Origin of the sequence: Collinsella sp. LCP21S3_A9 (assembly GCF_052118785.1) — a bacterium.
Taxonomy (GTDB): domain Bacteria; phylum Actinomycetota; class Coriobacteriia; order Coriobacteriales; family Coriobacteriaceae; genus Collinsella.
The window spans coordinates 1-18642 of record NZ_JBQKGN010000016.1; the positions used below are offsets into that span (position 1 = coordinate 1).

General features: G+C 56.9%; 18 protein-coding genes. 10 read left to right on the forward strand and 8 right to left on the reverse strand.

Features of this window, described 5'->3' with window-relative positions; translation table 11 throughout:
• The first annotated feature begins 97 nt into the window (after positions 1 to 97).
• Positions 98 to 679, forward strand: coding sequence for an IS3 family transposase (locus tag ACTQ05_RS07120; protein ID WP_441538606.1), 582 nt, complete (start codon positions 98 to 100; stop codon positions 677 to 679).
• 148 nt (positions 680 to 827) lie between these two features.
• Here ACTQ05_RS07120 and gyrA read toward each other — a convergent pair whose 3' ends face one another.
• The 7 genes from gyrA to ACTQ05_RS07155 form a co-directional block, all read right to left on the reverse strand.
• Positions 828 to 3518: a DNA gyrase subunit A gene (gene gyrA / locus ACTQ05_RS07125; protein WP_441538608.1), complete on the reverse strand. Its 2691-nt coding sequence runs from the start codon at positions 3516 to 3518 to the stop codon at positions 828 to 830.
• A gap of 185 nt (positions 3519 to 3703) precedes the next feature.
• Complete coding sequence (gene gyrB / locus ACTQ05_RS07130; protein WP_441048774.1) at positions 3704 to 5734, reverse strand: DNA topoisomerase (ATP-hydrolyzing) subunit B; 2031 nt, start codon at positions 5732 to 5734, stop codon at positions 3704 to 3706.
• 104 nt (positions 5735 to 5838) lie between these two features.
• Complete coding sequence (locus ACTQ05_RS07135; protein WP_441056457.1) at positions 5839 to 6402, reverse strand: DciA family protein; 564 nt, start codon at positions 6400 to 6402, stop codon at positions 5839 to 5841.
• Positions 6389 to 7495: a DNA replication/repair protein RecF gene (gene recF, locus ACTQ05_RS07140; RefSeq protein ID WP_441538581.1), complete on the reverse strand. Its 1107-nt coding sequence runs from the start codon at positions 7493 to 7495 to the stop codon at positions 6389 to 6391. Before recF ends, ACTQ05_RS07135 begins: the two co-directional genes overlap by 14 nt.
• A gap of 9 nt (positions 7496 to 7504) precedes the next feature.
• Positions 7505 to 8608, reverse strand: a complete 1104-nt coding sequence (gene dnaN, locus ACTQ05_RS07145) for a DNA polymerase III subunit beta (RefSeq protein ID WP_427729028.1) — start codon at positions 8606 to 8608, stop codon at positions 7505 to 7507.
• A gap of 238 nt (positions 8609 to 8846) precedes the next feature.
• Positions 8847 to 10550, reverse strand: coding sequence for a DnaA ATPase domain-containing protein (locus ACTQ05_RS07150; RefSeq protein ID WP_441538583.1), 1704 nt, complete (start codon positions 10548 to 10550; stop codon positions 8847 to 8849).
• Positions 10551 to 10565: 15 nt separating this feature from the next.
• Positions 10566 to 11942: an ATP-binding protein gene (locus tag ACTQ05_RS07155; protein ID WP_441538585.1), complete on the reverse strand. Its 1377-nt coding sequence runs from the start codon at positions 11940 to 11942 to the stop codon at positions 10566 to 10568.
• Between the two features lie 345 nt (positions 11943 to 12287).
• Between ACTQ05_RS07155 and rpmH the strand changes: the two genes are divergently transcribed.
• The 9 genes from rpmH to ACTQ05_RS07200 all read left to right on the forward strand — a co-directional run bounded on the left by rpmH (position 12288) and on the right by ACTQ05_RS07200 (position 17323).
• On the forward strand, positions 12288 to 12422 hold the full coding sequence (rpmH, locus tag ACTQ05_RS07160) for a 50S ribosomal protein L34 (RefSeq protein ID WP_019127408.1): 135 nt from the start codon (positions 12288 to 12290) through the stop codon (positions 12420 to 12422).
• Positions 12423 to 12442: 20 nt separating this feature from the next.
• Positions 12443 to 12781: a ribonuclease P protein component gene (gene rnpA / locus ACTQ05_RS07165; RefSeq protein WP_154516785.1), complete on the forward strand. Its 339-nt coding sequence runs from the start codon at positions 12443 to 12445 to the stop codon at positions 12779 to 12781.
• Positions 12778 to 13002, forward strand: a complete 225-nt coding sequence (yidD, locus tag ACTQ05_RS07170) for a membrane protein insertion efficiency factor YidD (RefSeq protein WP_154516787.1) — start codon at positions 12778 to 12780, stop codon at positions 13000 to 13002. Before rnpA ends, yidD begins: the two co-directional genes overlap by 4 nt.
• Before the next feature lie 29 nt (positions 13003 to 13031).
• Entirely contained in the window at positions 13032 to 13802 is a 771-nt protein-coding gene (locus ACTQ05_RS07175) for a YidC/Oxa1 family membrane protein insertase (RefSeq protein WP_427717906.1), read from the forward strand.
• A 44-nt stretch (positions 13803 to 13846) separates the two neighbouring features.
• Positions 13847 to 14416, forward strand: coding sequence for a Jag family protein (locus ACTQ05_RS07180; RefSeq protein ID WP_154516793.1), 570 nt, complete (start codon positions 13847 to 13849; stop codon positions 14414 to 14416).
• A gap of 96 nt (positions 14417 to 14512) precedes the next feature.
• Complete coding sequence (gene rsmG / locus ACTQ05_RS07185) at positions 14513 to 15250, forward strand: 16S rRNA (guanine(527)-N(7))-methyltransferase RsmG (protein ID WP_441538587.1); 738 nt, start codon at positions 14513 to 14515, stop codon at positions 15248 to 15250.
• Positions 15251 to 15380: 130 nt separating this feature from the next.
• Entirely contained in the window at positions 15381 to 16181 is an 801-nt protein-coding gene (locus ACTQ05_RS07190; protein ID WP_441054678.1) for a ParA family protein, read from the forward strand.
• A gap of 19 nt (positions 16182 to 16200) precedes the next feature.
• The gene (locus ACTQ05_RS07195; RefSeq protein ID WP_427795191.1) at positions 16201 to 17079 is read left to right on the forward strand and encodes a ParB/RepB/Spo0J family partition protein; all 879 of its coding nucleotides are present in this window, start codon (positions 16201 to 16203) and stop codon (positions 17077 to 17079) included.
• Positions 17069 to 17323, forward strand: a complete 255-nt coding sequence (locus tag ACTQ05_RS07200; protein ID WP_441538589.1) for a hypothetical protein — start codon at positions 17069 to 17071, stop codon at positions 17321 to 17323. The genes ACTQ05_RS07195 and ACTQ05_RS07200 overlap by 11 nt, the downstream gene beginning before the upstream one ends.
• 192 nt (positions 17324 to 17515) lie before the next feature.
• Here ACTQ05_RS07200 and rlmN read toward each other — a convergent pair whose 3' ends face one another.
• Positions 17516 to 18568 carry a 23S rRNA (adenine(2503)-C(2))-methyltransferase RlmN gene (gene rlmN, locus ACTQ05_RS07205; RefSeq protein ID WP_441538591.1) on the reverse strand — a complete coding sequence of 351 codons (1053 nt, stop codon included), beginning with the start codon at positions 18566 to 18568 and terminating at the stop codon, positions 17516 to 17518.
• Positions 18569 to 18642 lie beyond the last annotated feature (74 nt).

Consider the following 18642-nt stretch of genomic DNA (forward strand, 5'->3'; position numbering starts at 1 on the left):
AAGCCGTGACCGGAATCGGTGAAAATACGTTAGCGCAACCGGTGAAACCGCCTTTGCGCGAACGGCGCGCCTGTTTAGCGAAACTGGTGAAAAATAGATTGACGCTAACACCTACCACAGGTACAACTCGTACAGGGGCGTCGTCGGCAGAACGTTCGAGAACGTGATCGCGAGGGATTTCGACGCCGGGGCCCCGTGGCAGAAGCTGGGGACGGACGTCACCGAGTTCAAGGTGGCTGGCGGTAAGGCCTACTGGGCCCCGACGCTGGACTTCTGCACCAAGGAGATCGTGGCGAGCGACATATCGACCACGCCCGACATGGCCCAGCAGGCGAGGATGCTCGACGAGCTGCTGCCCAAGATCCCCGAGGGCGCCACCCCGACCATGCACTCGGACCGGGGCTGGCAGTACCAGCACGCCTCGTACACATCCAGGCTCGAGGCCGCCGGCATCGTCCAGAGCATGTCCAGGAAGGCGAACTGCATCGACAATGCCGCCACCGAGCAGCTCTTCGGCCACGTCAAGGACGAGTTCTACAGGGGCCGCGAGTGGAAGACGTTCGAGGATTTCAAACGCGACCTGGAGGAATACATAGTCCACTGGAACACGAGCCGGAGGCAGGTAAGATTGAAGGGCCTGACCCCGGAGGAGTTCCGGAATCAGGCCCTTGCGGCCTAGTCGCTATTTAGGGCGTCCAAGATTTGGGGCGCAGTTCATCACTGGGGGCGGGCTTTTTCTTTAACGAGATACAAAAGGGCCGGGCACAGTCCATTCGAACTGCACCCGGCCCCGATCTTGGCTTATATGCCCCGCGTCAGAAGCTCTTTTATGCCTCGTCCATAACCTCGGGCATAGGCTCAACAATGTCTTCCGCAGGCTCCGCCGTATCCTCGCCCTCGGCGTCCTTCTCCTTGGTGGCATCCATACGGGCCACAGCGCATACGCGGTCGTTGTCGTCGACGGTCATCATCTTGACACCCTGCGTGGTTCGACCGGTCTGGCTGATCTCGTCGGTCTTGACGCGAATGACCGTCGCGCCCTCCGTCACGATAAACAGCTCGTGCTGCGGGCCGACCGCCTTCATGGCCGCAAGGTTGCCCTTGCGCTCGGTCATCTGGATGGTGTAGACACCCTGGCCGCCGCGGTTTTGCTCCGGATAATCCGAGACCGGCGTGCGCTTGCCGTAGCCGCACTCGGTAATGACAAACAGGTCGCCCTCGCCGTTGGTGACCTCCATGCCCAGGACACTCACGCCGTCCTTCATGCCAATGCCGCGGACACCGCTGGTGTCGCGGCCGGTAGCGCGAACCTGGTCCTCGGGGAACATGATCGCCTTGCCCGCAGTGGTGGCCATGATGATCTTGTCGCCCTCGCGCACGCGGCGCACGGCGAGCAGCGCGTCGTCGTCCCTCAGGTTGATGGCGATGAGGCCATCGCGGCGGCTGCGATCATAGGCGCTCATCACGGTCTTCTTGACCATGCCTTTCTTGGTGGCAAACATCAGGTACTCATCGGCGGGGAACTCACGACAGCTAATGACGCTCGCAATCTTCTCGCCTTCCTCAAAGGGAAGCAGGTTGACGATTGCGGTGCCGCGCGCCTGGCGCGTACCAACCGGCAGCTCGTGCACCTTCAGACGGTAGACCTTGCCCTTGCTCGAGAAGAACAGCACATACTCGTGGGTGGACGCGATAAACATCTCGTCGATAACGTCGTCCTCTTTAAGGTTGACGCCCGACACGCCCTTGCCGCCGCGCTTCTGGGCGCGGTAAGCGGCCACCGGGATACGCTTCACATAGCCGGTGTGGGTGATGGTCACGACCATGTCCTCGTCGGCGATGAGGTCCTCGACGTCCAGATCCTTCTCGACCTGGCTGATCTCGGTACGGCGCTTGTCGCCAAACTTCTTGGAGATCTCGCGCATCTCTTCCTTGATGACGCCCAGAATCTTCTCCTCGTGTGTCAGCAGGTCCTCGTAGTAGGCGATAGCACGGCGCAGGCCGTCCAGCTCTTCCTGGATCTTGTCGCGCTCCAGGCCGGTCAGGCGACGCAGCTTCATCTCGAGGATGGCCGTGGTCTGCTCGGGCGTAAAGCCAAAACGCTCGATCAGGCGGCTGCTGGCCTCGGAATCGGTCTGCGAGGAGCGGATGATGCTAATGACCTCGTCGATATGGTCGAGGGCCATAAGGTAGCCCTCAAGGATATGTGCACGGGCCTGGGCCTTTTTAAGGTCAAAGTGGGTGCGGCGGGTGACTACGTCAACCTGGTGGTCGATGTAGTGCTGCAGCATCTCGCGCAGGCTCAGGCATTTAGGAACGCCATTGACGAGCGCCAGATTGTTGGCACCAAAGGTGGTCTGCAGCGAGGTGTACTTATACAGGTTGTTAAGTACGACCTGCGGGATAACGCCCTTCTTGAGCTCAATGACCAGACGGATGCCCTTTTGGTTGGACTCGTCGCGCATATCCGAGATGCCCTCGATGCGCTTGTCGTTTACGAGCTGGGCGATTTTCTCCTGCAGGGTGCCCTTGTTGACCATGTAGGGAATCTCGGTAAAGACCAGGCGGCTGCGGCCGGTCTTGGTGGACTCCACATGGGCCTTGGCACGCACGGTGATGGAACCGCGGCCGGTCTCGTAGCTCTGCCTAATGCCGGCGCTACCCATGATGATGGCACCGGTGGGAAAGTCCGGGCCGGGCATAATCTGCATGAGCTCGTCGACGGTGGCGTCGGGGTTGTCGATCAGGTAGCAGGTGGCCTCGATCGCCTCGGTGAGATTATGCGGGGCGATATTGGTGGCCATGCCTACAGCGATGCCTTGGCTGCCGTTAACCAGCAGGTTGGGGAAGCGTGCGGGCAGTACCACGGGCTCGGCGAGCGACTCGTCGTAGTTGGGCTGCCAGTCGACGGTATCCTTCTGCAGGTCGCGGAGCAGCTCCATGGCGGGCTTTGCCAGACGGCTCTCGGTGTAACGCATAGCTGCGGCACCGTCGCCGTCGATGTTGCCAAAGTTGCCGTGGCCGTCGATAAGCGGCGTGCGCATGGAGAACCACTGCGCCAGACGAACCATGGTCTCATAGACCGCGGAGTCGCCGTGGGGGTGGTACTTACCGATAACTTCGCCGACCGTCCAGGCCGACTTCTTGTGCGGGCGGTTGGGGTAGATGCCGCTCTCGTTCATGGCGTACAGGATGCGGCGGTGCACCGGCTTTAAGCCGTCGCGCACGTCCGGCAGGGCGCGTGCCGTAATGACCGACATCGAGTACTCGATAAACGACTGCTTCATCTCGCGGCCAAACTCCGAAATCTGGAGCTGGCCGCCGTTGATGTCCTCGCCGGCCGAGGCGCCGCGATCGACCGCGCCAAAGCTCTCCTCGAGCTCGGCGTCGTCATCCTCTTCCTCTTCATCCTCGACATCGGGGTTGTAGGAATCCGGATCGCCGTCCTCGCCCTGCTCGGCGCGGGCGAGCAGGCGCTTCAGATCATCGGGCATACCGGCGTCGCCGGCCTCGTCCATACCCTCGTTGTTGTTGATATCGTCTGCCACGTTACCTCCTCATGGTTTGCGTGGTCCATTAGTTCCCTACCACGGAGACGGCTTTTCCAGGTGCCGCAGATTCGCCCGAAAGAGGATGGAAGCGTACTTGGGTACGCGACCGACGATTGAGGGCGAAGGTGCGGTGGCTGGGAAAGCCGAACAGGTTAGGCATCTAAGAAGCGTGCATCATGCGCGTGTTTTTCAATGTACTCGCGGCGATAGCCCACCTCGGAACCCATGAGCTCGCGTACGGCACGGTCCGCCACCACGGCATCCTCGATCGTCACGCGCTGCAAAATGCGGGTCTTGGGGTCCATCGTCGTCGAGGCAAGCTGCTTGGGGTCCATCTCACCCAGGCCCTTGTAGCGCTGGACGGTATAGCCCTTGCGCTTCTTGGTGATCTTGCCATCCTTGGCCTTGCCGTCCTCGTCGTTGTCGTCGGGGTTCAGGCCCAGGCTCTGAATGGTGTCGCGCAGAATCTCGTCTTCGGGCTGTCGGCCGTTGGGATACACGTAGTGGATCTTGTTGCGCACCTTAATGCCAAAGATGGGCGGGCAGGCAACATAGACATAGCCGGCATCGATCAGCGGACGCATGTACTTGTAGAAGAACGTCAGCAGCAGGATGCGGATATGCGCACCGTCGACATCTGCATCGGTCATGATGATGATCTTGTGGTAGCGCGCCTTGGTGATATCGAAGTCGCCGCCGTCGCCGGCGCTCGTCGTGACGCCGCAACCGATCGCGGTGATCAGCGACTGGATGGTGTCGCTCGAGAACGCACGATGGTCGCCCACGCGCTCGACGTTCAGAATCTTGCCGCGCAGGGGCAGAATCGCCTGGATGTCTCGGCGACGGCCGTCCTTGGCCGAACCGCCTGCCGAGTCGCCCTCTACGATGAAGAGCTCGGTCAGCTCGGCATCGCGCACCGAGCAGTCGGCGAGTTTGCCGGGCAGCGACGCCGTCTCGAGCAGGCTCTTGCGACGGGTCGCCTCGCGCGCCTTGCGGGCGGCGTTGCGGGCCTTGCAGGCCTGCTGCGCCTTCTTGACGATCTCGCGGGCGGGCTTGGGGTGCTCCTCGAGGTAGTCGGCAAGACCGTCGGTCACGATCTTGAGCGTAAGCGCGCGCATGTAGGAACTACCGAGCTTGGCCTTGGTCTGGCCCTCAAACTGCGGATCGGGCAGCTTGACCGAGATGACGGCCGAGAGACCCTCGCGCACGTCGTCACCGCTCAGGTTGGCCTCTTTCTCCTTAAGCAGGTTCTGCTTGCGGGCGTAATCGTTAATCACGCGGGTGAGGGCGGTGCGGAAGCCCTCGAGGTGCATGCCGCCCTCGGGGGTGTAGATGTCGTTGGCAAACGACATGACGTTCTCGCCATAACCGGCGTTCCACTGCAGGGATACCTCGACCTCGCCCATCTTGGCCACGGGCGCATCCGGGTCCGATTTGCCCTCAATGTAGATGGGCTCCTTAAAGGCCTCGGGGACGTCCTTGCCGTCGTTGAGGAACTTGACGAAGTCGATGATGCCGCCCTCGTAGCAAAACTCCTCCACGCGGGGAGCCGCCTCGCGCTCGTCAGTCAGCACGATCTTGAGGTTCTTGTTGAGAAACGCCGTCTCTTGCAGACGATTGTGCAGTGTATCGAAATCGTAGACGCAGGTCTCGAAGATCTCGTCGTCGGGCCAGAAGGAGACGGTGGTGCCCGTCGAATCCGAGGCGCCCACGACCTCCATCTTCTTGACGGTCTTGCCGCGCGAGAATTCCATCTCGTAGATATTGCCGTCGCGGCGCACCTGCACGACCACGCGCTTGGACAGGGCGTTGACAACGGAGATGCCCACGCCGTGCAGGCCGCCGGAAACCTTATAGGCCGAGTTATCGAACTTACCGCCGGCGTGAAGGATCGTCATGACGACCTCGAGCGTCGGAATCTTTTTGACAGGGTGCTCGTCGACGGGGATGCCGCGCCCGTTATCGACGACCGTAATGGAGTTGTCGGCGTGGACCGTCACCTGAATCTCGGTGCAGAAACCGGCCATGGCCTCGTCGACGGAGTTGTCAACGATCTCCCACACCAGGTGGTGCAGACCGCTGGCGCTCGTCGAGCCGATATACATGCCCGGGCGCTTACGGACGGCTTCGAGACCCTCGAGGATCTTAATTTCGCCGCCATCGTAATCGTTTTCGTTTGCCACACGTCCTCCTTCGGTTAAGAAAATCTGTATAGCCTTACTATTTTATCGTAAAAAATACCCTCGGGGACGAGGGTATTTGCCTATACAAGGCCACCAGATGCGATTTAAGACTCTTTTTTGCTTTGCACGCCCTTGGCCCACTCGGCACTGGCCCTCATGGCGTTCTGGAGGGCCTCACGCAGTTTTTGGTCTTCGATGGGCGACACCTGGCGCTCGATCTCGGCGCGCTCGGCTTCATTCAGGTCGGCATGCGGCGCGGGCGGGCGCGGGGGCGCGACCGGGCGCAGGCGCTCCTTTGCCGCGGGCGGCGTATGGCCGGGACGGGTCGTCTTAAATACCAGGCCATCCACATGCGCGCCGGCACGCTCCATGCGTGCGCGGATTATCTCGCGCAAAAGTGTCATCTCCTGTGTCCACGAGGGCGAATCGAGATACACCAGCAGCTCGTTGGACTCGGGAAGATAACGCAGCCCCGTCACGTGCCGGCCCTCGCGCGTGCCCGAGCACACCGCGTTCCAAGCACGGTAGACCGCGCGCGATTCCTCGGCGGCCTCCATTTGCGCACGACGCTCGGGCGTAGCCGACGCCAAGATGCGCTGGCGCTCGGCACCCAAAAAGTCACTGAAGGCAGCCGTGCCGTTCTCACGCTCGTAATTAGCATGCCTCACCCATGCTCACCACCTTGGCTCGATCAAGTAGCTCATCGGTAAAGTATCCCAAATTGGTGGTGGTTATGACTGTCTGGATGTCGTCGCCGATCAGCTGCAAAAAAGCGGCGCGGCGATCGCCGTCGAGCTCGCTCATCACGTCATCCAAAAGCAGCAGCGGGGCGGTACCCAGAATATCGCGGGCTACGGCCACCTCGGCCACCTTCCAGGCCAGAACCAACGTACGTTGCTGACCCTGACTGGCAAACGAGCGCGCCGAGCGGCCGGCGACCGAAAACTCAATCTCGTCGCGGTGCGGACCCACGAGTGTCACGCCGCGGCGGATTTCCTCGTCGGCGCGCTCGTCGAGCGCCGCGAGCATGCGCTCGTATGCCCAGCCCCTCAGCTCCTCGCGGTCATCGGTCTGGGGCAGCTCCCCCAACGTGGACGCATAGGCCACATCGGCCTCCTCCCCGGACGCAACCAGCCCGTAGGCATTGCGCACGTGGGCGGCCAAGCGATCGAGCAGGGCCAAGCGGTGCACCAGCAGGGCCGATCCGGCGCGGGCAATCGACTCATTCCACGCACCGAGCATCTCACGGCAGCACCATGTCTCTTTGAGCAGGGCGTTGCGCTGCGTCACGCAGCGGCCGTAGGCGCTTGCCAGATCGGCATAGCGGGCGCTCAGCTGCACACCAAAGTCGTCGAGCGCGGCGCGACGCACGCTGGCACCGCGCTTAACCATATCCAGATGATCGGGGCAGAACAAAACACTCGGCAGCACGCCGCGCACACCAGAGGCGGCACATCGCTTGCCGTTGCGGCTAAACGAACGCTTACCGTCCTCCACGCATAGGCCCATGTCCAGCACGCGGCCATCGCCCTCGAGCCTAAGCTCGGCCTTGCACAAACCCGTGCCGTCGTGCACAAGCTCGACGGCAGTGGAATGCCTAAACGAGGCGCCGCTCGTTAGCAGCTGCAGCGCCTCTATGAGGTTGGTCTTTCCCGCCGCATTGGGCCCCGCGAGCACCGTCACGCCATCGCTCAGTTCCAGGCGATAGCTATCGAAGCTGCGGTAGCGCGCGACGGAAAGATCGCGGGCGAACATGGCCATAGGGCGCCGCTAGATGCGCACCGGCATGACCAGGTACAGATAGTTGATCTTGTCGTAGGACTTAAAGATGCCGGCCTGCGAATAGCTCTTGAGCTCCAGCGTGATCTCCTTCTCCTTGGACAGGGCGTTGAGACAGCCAAAGATGTAGTGGTAGTTAAAGGCAATGGTACCCGACTCGCCCTCGGCCTCGACATCGATCGTCTCCTGCGCCAGATCCTGGTCATTGGAGATGGAGGACAGGCCCATCTGGCCGTTCTCGACATCGATCTCAAACTTGACGGCGGGGTTGGCGCTCGCGATGACCGCCACGCGCTTGAGGGCGGCATTAAAAGCCGCCACGTCGATCTTGACGCTCGTTACGCACGAATCGGGGATGAGCTGCTTGTAGTTGGGATACATACCCTCTATGCGGCGCGACACGTAGGTGGTGTTGCCGGCTTCAAAGACAACCTGGGTGTCGGTGGCACCGATCATAATGGTCGCCTGGCTCGCCATGATGCTCAGGGCGTCGTTGAAGGCATCGGCCGGCACGTTGAGCTCAAAGGAGCCCTCGAGCGTCGAGGTCTCCACCTGCGTATCGCACACGGCCAGACGGAAGGAGTCGGTCGCCACCAGGCGCACGGTGTTGTTTTCGACTCTCATATGCACACCGCCCAGGATGGGGCGGGCCTTGTCGGTCGAGGTGACGCGCCACACGCGGCTGACCATCTCGGACAGAATGTCGGTCGGGAGCTCAACGGCGCTCTCGATGGCATAGGCCGGGAACTCGGGGAAATCGTTGGCATCGAGCGTATTCAGGCGGAAGGAACTCTTCTCGCAACCGATCAGCACCTGGCGCTCCGAAAGCTCAAAGGTAACTGGGGCATCGGGAAGGGTCTTGGTGATGTTGGAGAGCATCTTGCAGGGGATTACCATCTCACCTTCCTCTTCCACATGTGCCGCGATGCGGTGACGAATCGAGATAGTGTAGTTAGAGGTTTGGAATTCCAAGATGCCGTCTTGTGCCTTGATGAGCACGCCCGACAGAATAGGGAGGGTGGATGCCGAAGCGACACCCTTCATGACGACGCCGATTGCTTGCGTAAGCGAGCTCTGGCTGACGGTGAACTTCATCTTTTAATACCTTTCTATAGATATAAATATCTTAATAATAGTAATAGTACTGACGAAACTGTTGATTACTCCCAAACATGCAGGTCAAACCCAAAAAGAGAATCGACAGTTCCCTGTGTGCAACAGGGGTCGTTTTCCACGTTCAAAACCTGCGCAAAACTTTTCATCGGAGCGGGCTGGGTTTTAGACACCTTATGCCCGCGGTTTCGACAAGTTTTCAACAGGTGTGCCTATTTCCCTACGAGCGCAGTGTAATTTTGTCCCGTAGCGATTTGAGGTCCTCGGTCACGGTCCGGTCTTCCTGGATCATCTTCTGGACTTTTTTGTAGCTCGTGCTGACGGTCGAGTGGTTGCGGTTGCCAAACTCCGCACCCACGGCGGTGGTTGTCATCTCGCACATCTCGATCGCTAGGTAAATGGCGATATGGCGAGCCTTGGCGATATTGGCATTGCGGCGCGGACCAATGAGCTCCTCATGCGTCACGCCGTACTGCTCCTCGATAACAGACTGAACTGTCTGCACGTTGATCTTTTTGGCCGACGTGTCGAAGTACTGGCTGGCGATGGCATCGATGTCGTCGAAGCTCAGCTCGCTACCCTCGCGCTCGCGGTCGCCCGCCTCCCCGGCGCAGCGCTCGCAGAAGCTCTCGAGCTCACGGATGTTGGTGCCCGATACCTCCGCCATATGTTTAAAGTGCTCGTCGGTCAGATGTCCGCTGTCGCCACCGTAGGCCGCCAGCAGCGAGTCGTCGCCCGCCTCGGGCGCCGCCGCGATCGTGTTCTCGTAATAGCGCTGCAGAATCTTGTACTTCATCTCGTAGCTGGGCTCTGCTACCAAGCAGAGCATGCCGGCGTTAAAGCGGCTGGTCAGGCGCTCGTCCATGTTCAGATCCTTGGGCGCACGGTCTGCGGCAATCACGACCTTCTTGTTGTTGCGGATAAACTCGTCCATGAGCTGGAAAAAGTAATCCACGCTCGCGCGCTTGCCGATGATGTTTTGGATGTCATCGATGATGAGCACGTCCACGCCGTGGTATGCCTGCATGATGGGAGCGTTACTCTTCTTTTGGCGGTCGAATTCTGTCATCAGATCATCGATGTATGCCTGTGAGTTGGCGTATTTCACTTTGATCTCGGGCGACTTCTCGGCGAGCTCGTTTTTGATAGCGAGCAGCAGGTGGGTCTTGCCTAAGCCCGATTTGCCATAGATGAACAGGGATGTGCAAGTACCGCGTTCGTCTGCGAGTGCGGCGAATTTAAGCGCCGAACGATAGGCGTGGCTGTTTTCGGGGCCGTAGACAAAGTTTTCGAAGGTGAATTTTGAGTTGGCCACGAGGGGCGCGCCATCGGCGTTCTGCTCGCCCGCCGCAGCAGCCGTGGGGACGCTCACAGGCGATGTCGAGACTGGTTTTGCGCTCTTGGCGGGTGTCACGCCCTTCATCTGATTCATCATGCGGCGGAAATCGTCGGCCGACAGCGTGTTTTTAATCGCGACGCCCGGTTCTTCGCCCGGCGCCGCGTCGTGCGCGACGGGCATGTGTGAAACGCTGGGGGCGGTTGCTACCGGCGCGGCTGTTGCGTGGGGCATGGTTTCACGGGAAACATCGCTCGCATTGGTCTCCGGAGCCGCCACGGGGGCGACGGTCGTCAAAGGGGGAGTGACGGGTGCCGCCCCCGTGGCGCCTGTCGTGGGACCCTGCGGGGCCACGATGTTGAGCGCGATCGGCGCAAAGGCAATCTCTTCTAGGTAGTGCTCGATAGTCGGCTGGTGCTTTTTGAGCTGCGCAATGGCAAAGCGCGACGGTGCCTCGATGGTCAAGGTGTCCTCGGTCAGGCTCACGGCACGCGATTGCCCCAACATGTTGATGAGGCGTGCATCTTGGCCGTCGCGCTGGCAAAAGGCGATGGCATCCTCCAGGATGATGCTTGCTTCCTCGTCCACTGTCTCTCCCGTTCCTTAACTTTGGGCACGCACGCGAGCGCTGCCGAGTTCGGTCAGATGGTATTTCTGACCGTGTTTGATTACCAAGCCGGCCTGCGCCAAGTCATTGAGTGTGCGTGACCACGTGGGCGCGGAGTTTCCAAATGCTCGCGCCAGGTCGGTGGCGCCGCACTCTTGGTTTTGAGCCAGATATCCCAGCGCCGCGTTGCCGCGCTCGCTCACAAATACGTCCGGTTGCGGCTGTGCGTATTGATTCGCCGCATTAGGATACATCATTTGAGCTGCTGGTTGTTGAGAACTCTGCATGGTTGGCATCGGCTGTTGAAAACTTTGCGGCCACTGTTGGTATGGCTGCGGCGGCATCTGCTGGGCCCAGGGATGGTACGGCTGCGGCATCTGCTGATACGGCTGCTGATAGCCCTGGGGATACTGCTGCATATATTGCTGGGAGTATCCCTGCTGCGGCATATATTGTCCCGGATATGCCTGCGGGTACGGTTGGAAGCCCATCTGCCGAGCTCCTTGCATGCCCGTCACCTGCTGCATCACGGCTGCATCCAAATCGGCCGGGACCATGGACTCTGCCGAGCCTTGAGTTGTCGTCTGTCCCGCGGGCTGGGGGTCCTGCATGGGCGGCATGCCGGGTTGATGCATCTGCTGCGAAGCCATGGGCTGTTGTAGTGAGGACGCGGCCATGGTTTGCTGCGGAGTCATCATTGCTTGCTGTGGAAATGCTCCCGGCAGTGGGTATTCCGACCCCTGGGCCTCGGGGCGCACGGCTGCCCCGCGCCCTCCCGCGCGCTCAATTTCCTGCACGCGCTTGGGGTCGAGGCTCACCGTGACGACGGTGCCATTGCCCATGTTGTCTTCGATGGAGACTGCCCCGCCGGCGTTTTCCAGGTATTCCTGCACCATGGGAAAACCTGCCCCGGTGCCGCGTATATACCGCTTCATCTTGCTGTTTGCGCTGGTCACGCCAAAGTCGAAGGCGCGCTCTTTGTCGTCGATGCCCGGACCTTGGTCGGCAAAGCGGATAGTTTCCCCGCCGTCCAGGATCGAGATAATGGGCTCGGCAAAGTGGGCGTGGATAAAGTTTTCGACAATCTCGCGGATAACCATGAGTGAGATGTGTCCGCCTTGCTCTTTCATGCACTGGTAGACGGTGTTAGTCGTCTCTTCCAGATACGTGCGGATGTCTTGCGGCTCGATGACGATCACGCGCGGGGTCGAAAGCATGTCGTCATAGACGGCGATGCGCGCCGCATACATGGTTTTCGGTGTCTGTTTCGATGTCTGCTCGCCCTCTTTGCGCTCTTCGCGTACGCCGTTAATGTGCTCGTTGTCGGGTGCCGGGTCACCGGAATCGACCATGGTGTAAAAGTCGTCAGACATGCCGCTCGCAATCTTTCAAAAGGTTTCGGATAAATAGTAGCTCACCGCGCAATGTTTCTCATCTTTCGACAAGTTTTCAAAATATGTTGAAAACTTTGGAAAATGGGCGAAAAGTTCTCAACATTGGCAACATGACCTGTTGAAAACTCGGTGAAATATCGTGAAAAGTTGGAGTCATACTCAAAAACTCATCCGGCTTATGGCGGAACCGTGTGAACTGCGCAACCTTTTACCTTTGATTTCTTGACATTTGAACATTGATTTCCCTACAATCTTCAAGCTCACGTGTCTATATCTGCGTCCGCGCCCTCGCGGACACTCGAAATGCAGCAGGAGGAACTTAAGATGAAGCGTACGTATCAGCCTAATAAGCGTAAGCGTGCCAAGACCCATGGCTTCCGTGCCCGTATGGCCACCAAGGGTGGTCGTGCCGTGCTCGCCCGTCGCCGCGCCAAGGGCCGCAAGCGTCTCACTGTCTAGCAGCGATACACACATCTCGCATGAAGACTATTAAGTCTCGGCAAGATTTCGAGCATGTGTTCAGTCAGGGGCGTCGTTTCAATCATCCTCTGATTCGAATGACCATATGTGAATCGGTTGGCGAAGGCGACTCTGGAAGGGTCGCCTTCGTTGGTGCTAAACGACTCGGTTGCGCAGTTGTGCGCAATCGTTCTAAGCGTGTGATGCGCGAGGCCGCCCGCAGCTGCGGATTTCCCGTTGCGGGTTATGACATCATCTTGTTCGCGACCCCCAAGACGAGGATCTCGTCGCCGGAGGAGATGAACGAGGCATTGCGTTCGCTTGTGATACGCGCCGGCGTTGCCGGGGAGGAGCGATGAGCAATCACGTTTTGCGACGTGTTGCCATCGCTCCTATTCGCATATATCAACAGGTCATTTCGCCCTTATTGCCTGACGCCTGCATTTATTATCCAACGTGTTCTCATTACGCCGTCCAGGCTATCGAGAAATACGGTGTTTGTAGAGGCTGCTGGCTTGCCGTGAGGCGCATCGCTCGCTGCAATCCCCTGCACGTCGGCGGTTATGACCCTGTGCCCTAGCGGGCACTCGCTATCGGAGGAAAAATTACATGTGGGATTGGATCGTTAACATCCTTTTCGAGCTGCTCAAGCTCATCCAGACCTTTGCGGTCGACTGGGGCCTGTCCATCATTATCCTGGTGGTCATCGTCCGTCTGCTGCTGACGCCGCTCATGCTCAAGTCGACCAAGTCGACGGCCCGTATGCAGGTGCTGCAGCCCAAGATGCTCGAGATCCAGGAGCGCTACGCCGACGATCCCCAGCGTCAGGCCGAGGAGATGCAGAAGTTCTACAGCGAGAACAAGTTCAATCCGCTGTCCGGCTGCCTGCCGCTTCTGATTCAGATGCCTATCCTCATCGCCCTGTTTACGCTTCTGCGCAACCTGCCGCATTACTTTAACGAGGGCACCTTCTCGTTCTTCAACATTCTGCCCGATCTGACTACCACGCCGAGTGCCTCTTTTGCCGATGGCTTTATGGTCGCACTGCCTGCGCTGGTTTGCCTGATTCTGTTTGCTGTCCTGACCCTGATTCCGCAGCTGTACATGTCGCGCAATCAGACTGGTCAGCAGGCCCAGAGCATGCGTATGATGGCCGTCGTCATGACCGTCATGATGCTCTGGATGGGTTGGAGCCTGCCCGTTGGTGTTCTTTTGTACTACGACGTGTCTTCTGCCTGGCAGGTCATCCAGCAGATCTTTGTGACGCAGAAGGTTATCGAGAAGGCTAAGGCCGAAGAGGAGGAGCGTCTTAAGAACGCCCCGCTGCAGGTTGAGGTCACGCGTCGCGAGAAGAAGCCGCGCCCGCACAAGAAGAAGTAGCGGTATAGTAATCTTATTTAGGTACCTAACTTTTGGAGTACGTTATGTCTGAAGAGATCGTCGAGGATATGCTTGAGGAGGTTGCCCCGCAGGCCGCGGGCGATTATCTCGAGATTGCACAGCGCTACAAGGCTGGTGAAGAGCTTACGGATGAAGAGCTCGACACCATTGCCGATGTTGCGATTTCTATTCTTCGTTCCATCCTTTCGCATTTCGACGCCGCCAACTCTCCTATCGATGAGTATGAGGGCGACGAGGGCGAACTGATTCTTGATGTAACGGCTCCCGACCTTGCCGTCCTAATTGGTCGTCATGGTCGCACCCTTGATGCCCTTCAGGTTATGTTCTCGCTGTTGGTGAGCCGCAAGCTTGGCTTTAGGTATCCGGTTGTCGTCGACGTCGAGGGATATAAGAGCCGCCGCCAGGACAAAGTTGCCTCTATGGCTCAGTCTGCTGCCGAGCGGGCAGTTCGCACCCACAAAAGCGTTTCGCTTCCTCCCATGAATGCCTACGAGCGCCGTCTGGTTCATATTGCTCTTCGCGGCAACGATGCCGTCGACACGCATTCCGAGGGTTCTGACCCCGATCGTCATGTTGTGATTGTTGCTCGATAACCTAAACGAGCTTATCTTAAGGGGGCGTGGTTTCCACGTCCCCTTTTTTTGTCAAAAGTTCTTGATACACTGATTTTTGTCAGATAGGAGTTTGTCTTGTTTGTACTAACCGATGAGCAGACAAGTCAGATGCTTAGTCGTCTAATTTCGTATTGCGAAGACTATTCTTTGAAGGTCTCCCATGATGCCCTACGCTCCTGTATTGAGCATCTTGATCTCGTTTTGGAGGCTAATAAGACCACCAATCTTACGCGCATCCTAAATATCGAAGATGCGGCTGTTCTTCATATTCTTGATTCGCTTGTGTTGCTTCCCTATATAGACATAGCTCCAGAAGGCGCTTTGTTAGACATGGGTACTGGTGCTGGGTTTCCCGGTATCCCTTTGACAATTGCTAGCGGACGTAAGGCTACCTATATCGATTCGGTTGGCAAGAAGGTTGATGCCGTTAACTCATTTGTTGAGGCTCTCAGTCTCAAGCATGCTCACGCGGTTCATGATCGTCTTGAAGAATATGCCCGAAGCCATAAGAAACAGTTTGCTGTTGTTACTGCTCGTGCACTTGCACCGTTACCAGTTCTCGTCGAGTACGCTTCACCATTTCTAATAGATAGTGGTCTCTTTGTTATCACTAAGGGAAACCCGTCAGACGTCGAACTTCAGTCTGGTCTAACCGCCGCTAGCATATGCGGGTTCACCACACTTATGACAGATGATTTAGATTTGCCAAATGGCTTGGGTCATCGCGAGTTTATCATTCTAAAAAAATCTCGTCCGGCAGCTATCTCGCTTCCACGTGCTAATGGCATGGCGAAGAAGAATCCGCTTGCCTAGATGTTTCACGTGAAACATAATGGATAGTGATTACTTGTTATGTTTCACGTGAAACATAACAGATGATGAATCGGAATGTTTCACGTGAAACATCCTCCGTTTAACAGCTTAAAATACACCAGGAGGGACCGTGGGATTTCGCGACGTTAAGCGTTCGAAGAGCGCAAAAGACACGCGTATCATTGCAATCATCAATCAAAAGGGTGGTGTGGGTAAGTCCACCACAGCAGTAAACCTTGCAGCAGCACTGGGTGAACTGGGTCGAAAGACGCTGATTGTCGATTTTGATCCACAGGGTAATAGCACGAGCGGCTTTGGAATCGAAAAAGAAGAACTCGATAACTGCATCTATGATGCATTGCTGAATGATGTTCCGGCTGAATCGCTTGTTCTGGATACAAATTGCAGTAAAGTATTTGTAATTCCGGCTACTATCCAGCTTGCAGGTGCCGAAATTGAGCTTGTAAGCGCAATTGCACGAGAAACACGCTTGAAAGATCTGCTTGAGCCTGTTAAGGATGAGTTTGATTTTATATTTATTGACTGTCCGCCTTCACTTGGCTTGCTGACCATTAATGCGTTGACGGCGGCGGACAGTGTTCTGATTCCGATTCAGTGTGAGTATTACGCACTCGAAGGTGTCACGAAGCTGCTTGAGTCGATGAAGATGGTCAAAACACGCCTAAATAAGAGCCTTGATACCTATGGCGTGCTTATGACGATGTATGATTCGCGAACATCGCTCTCAAATCAGGTTGTCGAAGAAGTGCAGTCGTACTTTGGCGATAAGGCATTTAAGACCTTGATTCCGCGTACGGTTAAAATATCAGAAGCACCGTCGTTCGGTGAGCCGGTAATTACATATGCGCCGCAAAATAAGGGTGCAAAGGCGTATATGAACCTTGCCAAAGAGGTGATCAAGCGTGCCTAGTCCTAGGAAGCGTGGCGGTTTGGGTCGCGGACTCAATGCATTGGTCTCCGAAGCAGAATATGAGACCGGTGGATCTGCGACGTCCGCATCCAATACTGCTTCGGAAACTAAACTTCCAATCGAAGATATCGTTCCGAATCCCAACCAACCCAGAATTCATTTTAATGAGACCGAGCTTCGAGAGTTGAGTGAGTCGATTCAGGAGCATGGTGTTCTTCAGCCACTTCTTGTACGCAAGCACGGTAATGGCTATGAGATTATCGCGGGTGAGCGCCGTTATCAGGCTTCTAAGCTCGCTGGACTTGAGGAAGTTCCTGTCATCATAAAAGATGTTGATGATGAACAGATGCTTGCGCTTGCATTGATTGAAAATCTGCAACGCTCTGATCTCAATCCCGTCGAAGAGGCTAAGGGGTATCGACAGCTCATCGATGCGAGTGGTATGACTCAAGAGGCCTTGTCGAAGGCTGTTAGCAAGTCTCGCTCTGCAATCACCAATTCGCTGCGCCTACTTGATCTTCCAGAGGTTGTTCAGCAGATGATCTTTGAAGGTAAACTGACTGCTGGCCATGCTCGTGCAATTCTTGCAGTTCCATACGAAGATGCACGCATTAAGTTAGCTGAGAAGGTTGTTGCGGAAGGATTGTCCGTCCGCGCGACAGAAAATCTAGCTCCGTTGTTTTCTGCCGGAGAGACACCAAAAACGCCTCGAACCGCAACGCCTCAGTCTTTTAAGAAGGCGGCACGCGTTCTGCGTCAGGTGTTTAACACGAACGTTCGCGTAAAGAGCTCGCGCGGCAAGAACAAGATCGAGATTGAATTTAAGGATGAAGAGGAACTCTCTCGCATTCTTGGCGAAATCATTCAGTTTGATCAAGGAGGTCAGGATGAGGAATAAAGTTCTGACTGCTGTCGCTTTGGCTGCTACTGTTGCAGTTGGCGCTTTTGCCGGTTATAAGATTGCGACAGATGATGAATTGCGTGGTCGTTTACTTCGCGGAGCGCAGGATATCGTTGATACCTCAAAAAAGAAAATGGATGTTATGACCGAGGACGTTGCCATGCGTACGGCTCAGATGACTAAGAATCCCAAGATCAACCAAGATTGGGTTAATCATCAATGGGAAAATGTAGGCCTTTAGGTACCTAACAATGACTCATCTATTCTGAAGGGTTCCTTGTCTGATCACCAGTACAGGGATCCCTAATATCGTCCTAAATAATGCTGGACAATCGTATGATGCAGATAATCGATGAATATGAAACAGCCCCAGTTGCAATTAAGCAACCGGGGCTTTCTGATGTTTCACATGAAACGTTTAGGCTGGTCTCCCCTACGCGTTCTTCTGAACTTTGAAACGCTGCTTGAGTTGGCCACAAGCCGCATCGATATCGTTGCCACGAGAGTTGCGGATCGTGGTCTCGATACCACGGGACTCAAGACGGCGTTGAAGGTCTTCTACCTTATGGATCGGTGACGGCTTGAGCGGGCTGCCCTCAATATCGTTGAGCTGAATCAGGTTGACGTGGCACAGCGTGCCCTCGCAGAAGTCGCAGAGTGCCTGCATTTCGGGGTTGGTGTCGTTGACGCCCTCGATCATGGCATATTCGTATGTCGGACGGCGGCCGGTCTTCTCGGTGTAGAGCTGCAGTGCCTCGTGAAGGCGCAGGAGTGTGTATTTCTTGACACCGGGCATGAGCTTATTGCGTGTGGACTGGATAGCGGAGTGCAGCGAGACAGCTAGGGTGAACTGCTCGGGAATGTCGGCAAACTTACGGATGGCAGGAATAACACCGCTGGTAGACACGGTGAGATGGCGCGCTCCAATGCCGATACCGTCGGGGTCATTAAGGATGCGCAGCGCCTTAAGAACCTCATCGTAGTTGGCAAAAGGCTCGCCCTGGCCCATGAACACTACGCTTGTCGCGCGCTCGCCAAAATCATTGGAAACGTGAAGTACCTGGTCGACGATTTCCTGGGCGGTCAGCGAGCGCCTGAGGCCGTTGAGACCGGTAGCGCAAAAAGCACAGCCCATTCCGCAGCCGGCTTGGGTGGATACGCAGACAGAGAGCTTGTTACGACGGGGCATGCCGACGGTCTCGACAGAAATGCCATCGTGGTACTCGAGTAGGTATTTACGAGAGCCGTCCTTGGACACCTGCTTGGTGAGCTCGGTCGGCGTGTCGAAGGCAAAGGCCTCCTTTAACTGCTCGCGGAAAGCCTTGGGAAGGTTGGTCATATCGTCAAACGAACAAACGTTCTTCTCAAAAACCCATTCAATGAGCTGCTTCGCGCGGAAAGCGGGCTGGCCGAGTTCGGCCACGAGCTCGCGAATATCGTTTTGGCTCAAGTCGCGAATGTCCTGAGATTTAGTCCTGGGATTCATGGAAGCCTTTCGATTTTGGGGAAACGTAGGGGGTATCGCTACAATATGGTATCAGCTGCAGAAATCATAGAGGA